This window comes from Roseomonas chloroacetimidivorans (assembly GCF_049629625.1).
In the GTDB taxonomy this organism is placed as follows: domain Bacteria; phylum Pseudomonadota; class Alphaproteobacteria; order Acetobacterales; family Acetobacteraceae; genus Roseomonas; species Roseomonas chloroacetimidivorans.
The window spans coordinates 1-12,319 of sequence record NZ_JBNBZS010000118.1 but is presented as its reverse complement, the minus strand read 5'-3'; the positions used below and the strand labels follow the sequence as shown (position 1 = coordinate 12,319).

Here is a 12,319-nt window from a genome sequence, read left to right as displayed (position 1 = left end):
GAACCCGACAAGCCTCGGCGCGTCCAAACACATCCGTGCAGATCTCACCAAGTTCGGGCTTGCCTCGGGGGTTCATCCGTCGAGGAAGGTCCGCAATGCCTTCGAGCGCGCAGGCAGGTTTAATTTGCGCAGCGCGTTGGCCTCGATCTGGCGGATGCGCTCACGGGTGACGTTGAACTGCTGCGCGACCTCTTCCAAGGTGTGGTCGGTGTTCGTGCCGATGCCGAAGCGCATTCGCAGCACCCGCTCCTCGCGAGGGGTCAGGGCGGACAGTGCCTCGGCCGTAACCTCGCGCAGCTTCGAGCCCACCGCGACGTCGAGCGGCGCTACCGCATTGCCGTCCTCGATGAAGTCGCCGAGGTGACTGTCCTCCTCGTCTCCAACCGGGCTTTCCAAGCTGATCGGCTCCTTCGCAATCTTTTGCGCCCGGACCACCTTCTCGACCGCCAGCCCCATCCTACCCGCGATCTCTTCTGGTGTCGGCTCCCGTCCGGTCTCGTTCAGCAGCCGCCGGGAGGTACGAACGATCTTATTCACGGTCTCGTTCATGTGCACAGGCACACGGATGGTTCGCGCCTGGTCCGCAATGGCGCGGGTGATCGCTTGCCGAATCCACCATGTCGCGTAACTTGAAAGTTTGTAGCCGCGGCGGTACTCGAACTTCTCCACCGCCCTCATCAGACCGATATTGCCCTCCTGCACCAGGTCCAGGAACTGCAGGCCGCGGTTGGTGTACTTCTTGGCAATGGAGATCACGAGGCGCAGGTTCGCTTCGATCATCTCCTTCTTGGCTTGGGTCATCTCCCGCTCACCGCATGACACAGCAGCGTGGATGCGCCGGAACTCGGGGACGCTCAGTCCGGCTTCGGCGGCCGCCGCCGACATCTCCTCCAGCGCTCGCTCGGCCTCCGAGGCGTGCACGGTAGCGAACACCTTCCAGCCGCGCCCCCCTCGACCTGCGGTGGCAGCCACCCAGCCGCGAGCGGGAGCGGCGCGGTAGACCTCCAAGAACTCCTCACGCCGTACACCCGAAGCGATGGCAATGCGCAGCAGCCCTCCTTCGGCGCTTGTCACCCGAGCGTTGACCGCCCGCATCCGCCCCAGGAGTTCCGCTATTCGATCAGCGTGCAGTCGGAGCTGCCCGACCGCGGCGGCCAGCTCAGCAAGCTGGTCGCCGACCCCGTCCCGGTCGACAGCGGCGGCTCCTCCCAAGCGGCTCGTGCGCGCGGCCTCGACCGCCTCCCAGATCGCACGGATCCGGTCGAAGGCAGCATAGGCCCCGGGGCGCAGCTGGTTCTCCAGCTCCATCTGTGAGCCGGCCATGTCCCCGCCCTCCGCCTCGCCCCCCTCGCCGGCGCCGCCATCGGCGTCTAGCTCGCTGGCTCCGCGGGTTGCCTCAAGGTCCAGCACATCGCGCAGGAGCATGCGACCCTCGATCAGTGCGTCGTGCCAAGCCAGGATGGCGCGGAAGGTGAGCGCGCTCTCGCACAGTCCAGCCAGCATGAGGGCCCGGCCGGCCTCAATGCGCTTGGCCAGCGCCACCTCCCCCTCCCGCGTCAGCAGCCCCACTGAGCCCATCTCACGCAGGTAGGCGCGCAGCGGGTCGGCCGAGCGGCCCGGGTTCTCGCCGAGGCCGCCGGCCTCCTCGCGGTCTCCAGCGGGCTCAGCGGCCGCGGTGGGCTCGTCCGCGATGTCGTCCGCTTCCTCTTCCTGATCAGGGTGAGACGGGACCAAATCCACGCCCGGGTCCGAGAGCGCCGCCGTCGCGTTCTCGACCACTTCCGAGGAGAATCTGTCCGGGCGGAGCGCCGCGGTGACCTGCCTTTGCGTGACGCGGCCTTGCTCGCGAGCGATGGTGCACAGCAACACCAACGCGTCGTCCACCTCCTCGGGCCTCAACTCGAGGAGAGCGCCATGGGCCACGACGTTAGCCCCATCGCCCTCGGTGTGCTTCGACGCCATGCTCTGCCGCATCCTCCGACGTGTTCGTTCCCGGAGCGAACGCCCGGGCACTTATCTGGTTAGCCCGTTGCTGCCGGTCCAGAGGAGCCCGAGCGAGCGACGCTGAACCGCATGCACGTCGGGGCGAGCACGAAGCTGACGGTAGTCTCGGGCGGCGAGAGCCTCTCGAAGCTGGTCCAGGCGCCGCATGGCCAGCCTGTCATTCACCATCTCGAATAGCACCGGCGTTGGGCCGGTCAGAGGTTCCGATCGACCAGGCGGTTCAAGGTACGGCAAGCAGCTAGAACCGCGAGCAGAAGTAGTCCTTGGTGGATCAGCTCGGACGGCGTCACCCAGTGCTCCCCCAACGCGACGCGCGAGGGGAAATAGCGCAGGAGATGCTGGATTTCGCCCTCTACGGACAGACCATTGATCACCCTCAGCGCAACCCACCACAGCACGCCGCTGAAGAGCAGAAAGGAGGCGAACAGCTCGGCGACCAATTCCACAAATGTCAGGGCAAAGGCAAGCACTGCATAACAGACGACACGGAGCCCGCGCAGGAGCGGGTGGTGGCGCAACTGGCCGAGCGTGGCGTGGAAGCGAAGGTCGGACATACACTGGCTCCGCGCTGAGCTGGGATCATTGGACAGGAACGCAATCGCTGCGGAGCGCCGCCGACTGTCTTGAGCGCTCCGCCCGGCACCGCAAACTGCCTTGGAAGCAACTGACGAGGAGCGCGCGGTGGTCGGTGATGACACGCGCATGAGATCCTCCCCGTCAACTCTGGAGCAGGATCCGGAGGCGGCGGCTTCCGACTCAGCACTGGGCTTGCTCACGTTCCTCAAGCTTGCGCAGGATCTCGGCCACGGTCTCGGCCGGCGTGCCGCTGACCCAGACGACAATCGGGTTCTCGTCTGCCCCGGGCTCCTCGAGCGTGGCGAACTGGCTCTCGAGCAGGGCAACGGGCATGAAGTGCTTTTGCCGCGCTGCCATGCGCCGGCGGATCAGCTCGCGCGAGCCCTGCAAGAGGACGAGGTGGACGTCCTTTCGGTCGCCAGTGATGATGTTGCGATAGGACTGCTTCAATGCAGAGCAGGCCATGACGCCCGATTCACCGCGCGCGCGCCAGCCGTCGATCAGCTCGGCGACCTTCCGCAGCCAGGGCAGGCGGTCCGCATCGGTCAGCGGCCTGCCCCTGCCCATTTTCTCGATGTTCTCCTTCGGGTGCAGGTCGTCCCCTTCCTGGAACTGGCAGTCCAGGGCCTTCGCGAGCAGGACCCCGACAGTGGTCTTGCCCGAACCGGACACACCCATGAGCACAATGATCGTGGGCCGTGTCAGCCCGTGACCGGCCGCATGGTCCCATCCGGGCCTGCCGCCCGGCACCGTGTCGCTGACCATCTTGCTCCTCCATGGGATACGTCAGGCGCGGGCCGGCTTCCGCACCATGATGACCTGCTCCGCGGGACGGCGGAGCAAGTCAGGTGCACCACACCCGCGGCAGGGCCAGTTTGAGACAAACCGGCTCAGCCATTCGCGTCGCCGGCAATCCACGCAGGAGGACCTCATGCCGGCCGCTCCAGGCGGTCGATCCGCCCGTCCGCATGGCCGATGAGGACGAGTTCCGGACCATCCAGGAACAGCCCGGTCTCTATGACGCCGGCGATAGCGCGCAGCTGCCCTTGCAGTCTGCGCGGGTCCAGCATCGGCGACAGGCCGGCGCAGTCGTAGATCAGGTTGCCGCTGTCGGTCAGGAACGGCCCGTTCCCGCTCATGCGGAGCGCCGGTGCGGCGCCGAGGGCGGCGATGCGTCGCGCCGTTGCCTCATGTCCGAAACGCACCACCTCCACCGGCAGAGGCGTGCGGGCGCCAAGCCGGTCCACGATCTTGGAGGGATCGGCAATCACGACGAGTTGGGATGCGGCCTCGGCCACGATCTTCTCGCGCAGCAAGGCTCCGCCGAGGCCCTTGATCAGCCGCAGCGTACCGCGCTCCACCTCGTCCGCCCCGTCGATCGCGAGGTCCAGGCGCTCGATCGTGGCGAAGTCCGCGAGCGGGATGCCGAGCGCCCGCGCCTGCTCCTCCGTGCGGACCGAGGTCGGAATGCCCAGGACCCGCAGCCCTTCCCTCCGTACCCGCCCTGCCAGCGCGTCCAGGAAATAGCGCACGGTCGAGCCGGTGCCGAGGCCGAGCCGCATCCCGTCCCTGACGAGCGCCAGCGCCGCCGTGGCCGCCGTATGCCTGCCTGCGTCCGGTTCCTTCGTCATCTCGCACCTGCCGGTTGGAAGCCCAAGCGCGTCAGCCCGCCCATCGGCCGGCGGCAGCCCGATCAGCGAACCAGAGAAGCTCGCCTTGCGGCCGCAGGCGGGCAGCAGGGACCTCGCTCCCGCCGGAAAGGATGCGGTCCAACACGTCCCGCTTACCCGCGCCGGCAACCAGGAAAATGGCCGCCCGCGTGCTCTCCAACGCGGGATAGGTCAGGGTGATCCGCACCTCCTCCCGACCTTGCGGCACGGCGGCGACCCAGCGTGTCCGCTCCTCCAGGACCGGCTGGCCCGGAAGGAGCGATGCAGTGTGGCCGTCCTCGCCGAGACCGAGCAGCACCACGTCAAAGAGGGGCCGCGCAGGATCGAGCCGGTCGGCGCCGTAGAGCGTCTGCAGGCTGCGCTCGTAACACGCGGCGGCGCGCCCGGGCGTCATCCCCGTCGTGGGCACCGGGTGCACCTGGCCGGGCGCCACGGGGACGCGGGAGAGCATGGCCTCGCGCACCATTCGGGCGTTGCTGGCGGGGTGATCTGGCGGCACGAAGCGCTCATCGCCCCAGGTGAACTGCGCCCGGTCCCAGGGGAAGCGGTCGCGCAGGGGCGGCGAGGCCAGTGCCATGTAGAGCGGCTTCGGAGTGGATCCGCCGGAGAGGTTCAGCATGAACCGCCCGCCCGCCGTCTCGGCGCGTGCGCAGACCTCCTCCGCCGCGGCGCGGGCGAGCGCGGCAGCGTCCTCGAACACGCGAAGCGTGCCGTGGGCGGGGTTCATGCGCCGCCCTCGAGACCAGCCCTGGGCAGGATCAGCTCCCGCACGGCGCGTGCGAAGCCCTCCTCCTCGCTGCTGGAGGTCGTGGCGCTGGCCTGGGACTTCACGTCGTCGCTGGCATTGCCCATGGCGATGCTGAAGCCGCTCTCGCGAAACATCAGCACGTCATTGGGCATGTCGCCGATGGTGGCGATCTCCTCGCGGGGGATGTCCAGCATGTGCGAGAGCGTGCGCACGACTTCGCCCTTGTTTGCCTGGGGGTGGGTGACGTCGAGATAGTAGGGCTGCGAGCGCGCTGCACTGGCGGCTTTCCCGAGCGCTTGCTGCAGCTCCTGCTCGCAGCGCGCAACCAGCCCATGGTCGTCGGAGACGCCGACGATCTTCACGGCGTGCACGAGATCCGCATCCGTGAACTCGGGCACCACACGCGCGTCGAACTTCACGGTCCAGGCCTCCCGCGCTACGTGCGGTGCCCGCCTGTCGCGGATCAGCCACTCCTCTTCGGTGTAGAGCCAGGCATCCATCCCGTGTTCGCGGATCATGCGCACGGCCTGTCGCGCCGCCTCCGGCTCCAGCGTGCGGCTGCTGATGACGGAGAGGTCCGGGTTGGCGAAGACACCGCCGTTGAAGCCGGCGATAGCGCCGTCCAGTGCCAGGGGTTCGATCAGCATGCGCATGCCGCGCGGCGGGCGGCCGCTGGTGATGGCCAGGCGCACGCCGTGAGTGCGCAGGTCCCGCGCGGCCGCCTTCGCCGCCTCGGTCAGCACCTTATCCTGGGTGACGAGCGTACCGTCCACGTCGGCGACCAGCAGGCGGATTCGCGCCATTGTCAGACGGTGCTCCCAGGGGGCGTGACGGGGCGCCAGGCCCGGTTGCCATCGCGCGCCAGCAGCGCCACGGCCGCGTCTGGCCCATCGGAGCCGGAGGCGTAGTTGGGGAAGTCCTCCGCCGGTTGCTCCGCCCAGGCATCCAGCACGGGTTGCACGACGCGCCAGGTCGCCTCCACCATGTCGGCACGCTGGAACAGCGTCGCGTCCCCGATCATGACGTCATAGAGCAGTGTCTCGTAGCCGACATTGGGCTCGCGGGGGAAATAGTCGCGATAGCGGAAATCCATCCTCACCGTCGCCAGCTCCAGGGCCGGTCCGGGCCGTTTCACCTCGAACTGCAGCGAAATGCCCTCATCCGGCTGAATGCTCAGCACCAGCCAGTTCGGCGGAAGGCTGTGCACGGGGGTCGCCTCGAACGGCGCGTAAGGGGCCTGGCGGAAGCGGATGGCAATCTCCGTACTGCGCCGGGACATGTGCTTTCCGGTGCGGATGTAGAAGGGCACGCCCGCCCAGCGCCAGTTGTCGATGGACAGCTTCATCGCAACATAGGTCTCGGTGCTGGAGTCCGGCGCCACGTCCGGCTCCTGCCGGTAGCCCTGCGCCAGCTTCCCCAGCACCGCACCCGGCCCGTACTGCCCGCGCACGGCGTCCTCCGGCCGGACGGAGCGCATACTGGCAAAGAGCTCGACCTTGCGCGTGCGGATGAACTCGGCGGTGAAGTTGGCGGGTGGCTCCATCGCCACCATTGCGAGGAGCTGGAAGACATGGTTGGGCACCATGTCGCGCAGCGCGCCGGTGGATTCATAGAACCGGCCGCGCCGCTCCAGGCCGACGGTCTCAGCAACGGTGATCTGCACGTGGTCGATCCGGTCGCGGTTCCAGATCGGCTCGAAGAGCCCATTGGCGAAGCGGAAGGCCATGATGCTCTGGACCGTCTCCTTGCCCAGGAAGTGGTCGATTCGGAAAATCTGGTGCTCTCCCAGCACCTGTCGGATGCGCCTGTCCAGATCGCGCGCGGATTCCAGGCTGTGGCCGAAGGGCTTCTCGATGACGACACGGCGCCAGAACCGCCCGTGGTCTGCCTCTTCCTCTCGCGCCAGCCCGGCTCCGCCCAACTGCTCGACGATGCTGGCGAAGAACCGGTCGGCGACGGCCAGGTAGAAGATCGCATTGCCGTGCGTGCCGTGCTTCTGCGGCGCCTCGTCCAGGGCACCGCCGATCCGGGCGTAGAGGCCGGGGTCGTTCAGGTCGCCCTGGAGATAGGTCATGCGGTCGACAAGGCGCTGCCAGACATCCTCCTCGACGCGGTCGATGTTGAACTCCGAGGAAGCATTGCCGACGAAGCTCTGCAGCATGTCTCGCAGCTGCGCGGCCCAAGCCCTGGTGTCCTGCTGCAGAATATCCGTGCCGATCAGGGCGAAGCCCTCCGGCAGCAGCCCGGTGCGGCACAGGTTGTAGAGTGCCGGCACCACAAGCCGCCTGGTCAGGTCCCCGCCCGCGCCGAACAGCACCATGGCGCAGGGATCAGCGGGCTTCGGCGCGCGGCGCGGCGGCGCGACGACGCGGGTGGACGGCGGGAGGGAGGTGTCGGGCACCCGCTCTACTCCGCCCTGTCCGCACGCCCGTGGGTCTCCGCTGGCCGCCCGCCGGGATCGGCGGGCGCGTGGGTTTCGACATGGCCACCGAAGCCGAAGCGCATGGCGGAGAGCATCCGCTCCGCAAAGGTGTGCTCCTGGCGCGAGCGGAACCGGTTGTAGAGCGCGGAGGAGAGCACATGGGCCGGAACCGCCTCCTCGATGGCCGCCTCGATCGTCCAGCGCCCCTCGCCGGAATCCTCGACAAAGCCGGAGAAATCGGAGAGCTGTCCGTCCCTGGCCAGCGCCTGCGCGCTGAGGTCCAGCAGCCAGGAAGAGATCACGCTGCCCCGCCGCCAGACCTCGGCGATGTCGGCCACGTTCAGCTCGAAACGCTCGTCCTCGGGCAGGTGGTCGGAGGTCTTGTTGCGGAGGATATCAAAGCCCTCCGCATAGGCCTGCATCAGCCCGTACTCGATGCCGTTGTGCACCATCTTGACGAAGTGCCCGGCGCCGCTGGGGCCGGCGTGGATGTAGCCCTTCTCCGCGCGCGGATCGAGCGCCTCGCGCCCCTCGGTGCGCTCGATCGTGCCGAGGCCGGGCGCGAGGGTCTGGAAGACCGGGTCCAGCCGGTCCACCATCTCCTTCTCGCCACCGATCATCATGCAATAGCCACGGGTCAGGCCCCAGACGCCGCCGGAGGTGCCGACATCCACGTAGTGCAGGCCCTTCTCGCGCAGCTCTTTCGCACGGCGGATGTCGTCCTTGTAGTAGCTATTGCCGCCATCGATGAGGATGTCGCCGCGGTCCATGATGCCGGCGAGGTGCCGGATCGTGTCCTCCGTGATCTTCCCGGCCGGCAACATCACCCAGATGGCACGGGGCGGGCGCAGTGCCTGCACCATCTCCTCCAACGAGGCGACGGCCTTCGCGCCCTCCCCGGCCAGTGCCTGCGCCGCACCGGGTTTGGCGTCGTAGGCCACGCATTCATGCCCGCCCTTCATCAGGCGGCGGACGATGTTGCCGCCCATCCGCCCCAGACCGATCACCCCGAGCTGCATCGCCATCCTCCTACGACAGGGCCTGTTCCACCGCGCGGGCGAGTTCCGCCAGCCCGGACTCCACGTCTGCCAGGTGCACGCGCAAGGCGCGCCTTCCGCGCTCGGTCAGCACCTCGAGATCACCACGGGCCTGCGCAGCCTTCACCACGCCGAAGCTGTAGGCGGTGCCCGGCACCTTCAGGTCGGCCGCGTCGTCGCAGGTGACCTGCAGGAACACACCGCTGTTCGGCCCGCCCTTGTAGGCCTGCCCGGTGGAGTGCAGGAAGCGCGGCCCGAAGCCCAGGCAGGTCGCCGCGCGTGTCGCCTCGCCGATGCGCGCGCGAACGGCCTGCAGGGCATCGATATGCGCGGCGTTGCGCTCGATATAGGCGAGGAGCGCGACGTAGTCCCCCTCCCCCACCCGTCCGAGATGTGATCTCAAATAACCCGAGAGCGTGTTGTGCTGGCCAAGCGCGCCGGCATTGTGGGGATCGGCATAGAGCGCGACGCCGTTCTCCCGGAACAGCGGCTCCTCCTCCGGCAGGCTGCCCCGCTTCTCGTAGTCCCGGGTGAGCGCCCGCGTCCTCACCTTGCTCGCCTCGACGTCGGGCTGGTCGAACGGGTTGATGCCGATGACGCCGCCCGCGACCGCGGTGGCGATCTCCCAGCGGAAGAACTCCTCGCCGAGACTCCAGACATCCCTGACGCGGATCCGCGCGACGGGATGGCCAGCCTTCTCCAGCGCGTCCGCAAGCTGCCGCTGGGCCGGCTCGGCCTGGCCGTCCAGTTCCAGATAGGCGAAGAACCGGTCGCGCCCGTAGCGGTCGGGCGCACGCAGCGGCTCGGCGTCGACGGGGATCAGCCCCCTCCCCTGCTTGCCCGTGCTTTCCGCCAGGAGCTGCTCCAGCCAGGCGCCGAGAGCGGCGATCCCGGGCGAGGCGATGATCGTCACCTTGTCGCGCCCAAAGCGCTTCGCCGCCACGCCCAGGGCGACGCCGAGCTGTAGGCCCGGGTTCTCGGCCGGCGGCACGTCATCGGCGCAGGATCGCACCATGCGCCGCGTCGTCTGCAGCAGGCGCCGCACATCCAGGCCGATCGCCGCCGCTGGGACCAGCCCGAATTTCGACAGCACGGAGTAGCGCCCGCCGATCTCCTTCACGCCATGGAAGATCGCGCGAAAGCCCAGCTCCCTCGCCCGCGCCTCCATCGAGGAGCCGGGATCGGTGACGGCGACGAAATGCGGCCCGGCCCGGCCCGAGCCCAGCATCGCCTCCATCCGGTCGTGGAAATAGGCCAGGAAGATGTTGGGCTCGAGCGTGCTGCCTGACTTGGACGACACGATGAACAGCGTCCGCGACAGGTCTACCGCCGCCTCGACCGCGCGCAGCTGGGCCGGATCGGTCGCGTCCAGCACGTGGAAGCGTGGCCAGCCCGGCACCTGCCGGAAAGTCTCGGCCAGCACCTCCGGACCCAGGCTCGACCCGCCCATGCCCAGCAGCACGACATCGGTGAACCCGCCCGCCTTCACCCCGGCTGCAAAGCGCTCCAGCGCGGGAAGGTCCTTGAGCTCCTGCTCCACGATGTTGAGCCAGCCGAGCCAGCGGTCCTCGTCGGCGCCGGTCCAGAGTGCCTTGTCGCCCCGCCACAGGCGGCGGATCCGCCCCTCGCGGCGCCAGGCCTCCATCTCCTCCCGAACCGCCTTGTCGAAATCCTCGCTGCCGGGCCGTAGCTCCAGCGTGGCGCGGTCGCCCTCGAACAGGGTGCGGCGGCGCTTCGCGACGGCGCCGAGGAGCTGGTCGAAGGCATCGGCGAACTGGCGTACGCCATCCTCGACCAGCCCGGTCGTGATGGCCTCGAGCGAGATGCCCAGGCGTTGCAGTTCCGCGAGATCCGCCTGCGCCCGATCGAGATCACGCTCCACCGCATCCGGCGTGGCCGTGCCGTGGTCGCGGAACGCGTCCATCGTCTCGGGCGGCAGCGTGTTCACGGTGTCGCGGCCGATCAGCTCCTCCACATACAGCGTGTCCTTGTAGGCAGGGTTCTTCGTCCCGGTGGACGCCCAGAGCAGGCGCTGTGTCCTCGCGCCCCTTCGCGCCAAGATCTCCCAGCGGGCCCCGGAGAACAGCGCGTTGTCGCGGGCTCCGGAGAACAGTTCCTTGTAGCGTTCGTAGGCGACCTTGGCGTTGGCGATGGCGATGCGCCCAAGCAAAGCTCTTCCGGCCTCGCCGTGCCTCTCCAATTGCTTGTCAACCTGGGTGTCGATGCGGCTGACGAAGAAGCTGGCCACGCTGGCGACACGGGAGAGGTCGCCACCGGCGCGGGCGAGATCCTCCAGCCCCGCGATATAGGCCTCCGCTACCTGCTCGTAGGCGGAGACCGCGAAGAGCAGGGTGACGTTGATGTTGATCCCGCGCCCGATGAGCTGCCGGATGGCCGGGATCCCCGCTGGCGTCGCCGGCACCTTCACCATCAGGTTCGGCCGGTCCACCGCCCCCCACAGGCGCAGCGCCTCCTCCACCGTCGCCTCGGTGTCGTTGGCGAGATAGGGGGAGCATTCCAGGCTGATATAGCCGTCGCGCCCCCCGGTCGCATCGTAAACCGGGCGCAGCACGTCGGCGCCGGCCTGGATGTCGCCGATCGCCAGATGCTCGTAGATGGCCGAGATGCCGTGATCGTCCTGTGCCTGGAAGGCCCTCAGCGCATCGTCATACTCATCCGAGTGGCCGATCGCCTTCTCGAAGATGGACGGGTTGGAGGTGACGCCCTTCAGCCCATCGTCCCGGATCATGCGGGCGAGATCGCCCTTCTCGATCAGGCTGTGCTTGACGTAGTCGAGCCAGGGTGACTGGCCGCAGGCCTCGAGCTGCTTGAGCGGGTTCATGTCCTGCCCCTCCTACTCGGCCGCCTGCCGGGACGCGCCGCGCTGGACCTGTTCGCGGGCCGCCGCGGCGACCTTCTCGACAGTGAAGCCGAACTTGTCCAAGAGGGCCTTGGCCGGCGCGGATGCCCCGAAGCTGCGCATGCCGATGACCGTGCCGTTCACGCCGACATAGCGCTCCCAGCCCAGGGTTGCCGCCTGCTCGACCGCGACACGGGCGAGGATGTCCGGCGGCAGGACCTCGTCCTTGTACGCCTGCTCCTGCTGCTCGAAGAGTTCCCAGCTCGGCATGGAGACGACGCGGGCGCGGACACCCTCCTTGGCCAACTCCGCCCCCGCCTGCAGGCAGAGCCCGACCTCGCTGCCGGTCCCGATCAGGATGACCTGCGGCCGTCCGCCCTCGGCGTCCGCGAGCACATAGGCGCCGCGCGCGAGGCCCGAGGCGGAGGCGACCTTGCCGCGGTCGAGCGTTGGCAGGGCCTGGCGGCTGAGGATCAGGCAGGCAGGTTCGTGCTTGCGGGTCAGGATGACGCGCCAGGCCTCGGCCACCTCGTTCGCGTCACAGGGGCGGATCACCAGCAGGCCAGGGATGCCGCGCAGGCTTGGGAGCTGCTCGACCGGCTGGTGTGTCGGCCCGTCCTCGCCCACGCCGATGCTGTCATGGGTAAAGATCCAGGTGACGGTCAGCTCCATCAGCGCAGACAGGCGGACCGAAGGACGCATGTAGTCGGAGAAGATCAGGAAGCCTGAGCCGTAGGGCCGCAAGCGTGACAGCGCCATGCCGTTGCAGATCGCGCCCATCGCATGCTCCCGCACGCCGAAATGGAAGTTGCGGCCGCCATAGGCGTGCGCCTCGAAGCTCGGTTCGCCCTTCAGGTCGCTCTTGGTGGATGGCGCGAGGTCGGCCGCGCCGCCGAGCAGATAGGGGATGCGCTGGGCCAGCGCGTTCAACACCTTGCCGGAGGAGTCGCGGCTGGCGAGCCCCTTCTCGTCCGGGGGGAAGGACGGCAGGTCGCGCTCCCA

At 68.5% G+C, this 12,319-nt stretch carries 10 protein-coding genes; all 10 read right to left on the bottom strand.

Annotated elements, in window-relative coordinates; all coding sequences use genetic code 11:
- Window positions 1-72: 72 nt before the first annotated feature.
- Window positions 73-1,962 carry an RNA polymerase sigma factor RpoD gene (rpoD, locus tag ACO1BU_RS33250; RefSeq protein WP_424140216.1) on the bottom strand — a complete coding sequence of 630 codons (1,890 nt, stop codon included), beginning with the start codon at window positions 1,960-1,962 and terminating at the stop codon, window positions 73-75.
- Window positions 1,963-2,198: 236 nt separating this feature from the next.
- Window positions 2,199-2,558, bottom strand: a complete 360-nt coding sequence (locus tag ACO1BU_RS33245) for a hypothetical protein (protein ID WP_424140215.1) — start codon at window positions 2,556-2,558, stop codon at window positions 2,199-2,201.
- A 202-nt stretch (window positions 2,559-2,760) separates the two neighbouring features.
- Window positions 2,761-3,345, bottom strand: coding sequence for a gluconokinase (locus ACO1BU_RS33240; protein WP_424140214.1), 585 nt, complete (start codon window positions 3,343-3,345; stop codon window positions 2,761-2,763).
- A gap of 164 nt (window positions 3,346-3,509) precedes the next feature.
- Window positions 3,510-4,211 carry a ribose-5-phosphate isomerase RpiA gene (gene rpiA, locus ACO1BU_RS33235; protein ID WP_424140213.1) on the bottom strand — a complete coding sequence of 234 codons (702 nt, stop codon included), beginning with the start codon at window positions 4,209-4,211 and terminating at the stop codon, window positions 3,510-3,512.
- A gap of 31 nt (window positions 4,212-4,242) precedes the next feature.
- On the bottom strand, window positions 4,243-4,977 hold the full coding sequence (gene pgl / locus ACO1BU_RS33230; RefSeq protein WP_424140212.1) for a 6-phosphogluconolactonase: 735 nt from the start codon (window positions 4,975-4,977) through the stop codon (window positions 4,243-4,245).
- Window positions 4,974-5,801, bottom strand: coding sequence for a Cof-type HAD-IIB family hydrolase (locus ACO1BU_RS33225; RefSeq protein ID WP_424140211.1), 828 nt, complete (start codon window positions 5,799-5,801; stop codon window positions 4,974-4,976). Before ACO1BU_RS33225 ends, pgl begins: the two co-directional genes overlap by 4 nt.
- Window positions 5,802-5,803: 2 nt before the next feature.
- Window positions 5,804-7,318, bottom strand: a complete 1,515-nt coding sequence (gene zwf / locus ACO1BU_RS33220) for a glucose-6-phosphate dehydrogenase (protein WP_424140218.1) — start codon at window positions 7,316-7,318, stop codon at window positions 5,804-5,806.
- Window positions 7,319-7,404: 86 nt separating this feature from the next.
- Window positions 7,405-8,439, bottom strand: coding sequence for a phosphogluconate dehydrogenase (NAD(+)-dependent, decarboxylating) (gene gnd, locus ACO1BU_RS33215; RefSeq protein ID WP_424140217.1), 1,035 nt, complete (start codon window positions 8,437-8,439; stop codon window positions 7,405-7,407).
- 10 nt (window positions 8,440-8,449) lie between these two features.
- Complete coding sequence (locus tag ACO1BU_RS33210; RefSeq protein WP_424140210.1) at window positions 8,450-11,299, bottom strand: bifunctional transaldolase/phosoglucose isomerase; 2,850 nt, start codon at window positions 11,297-11,299, stop codon at window positions 8,450-8,452.
- 12 nt (window positions 11,300-11,311) lie between these two features.
- Window positions 11,312-12,319 (bottom strand): transketolase-like TK C-terminal-containing protein (locus tag ACO1BU_RS33205; RefSeq protein WP_424140209.1); only part of this gene is annotated, 1,008 nt, incomplete at its 5' end.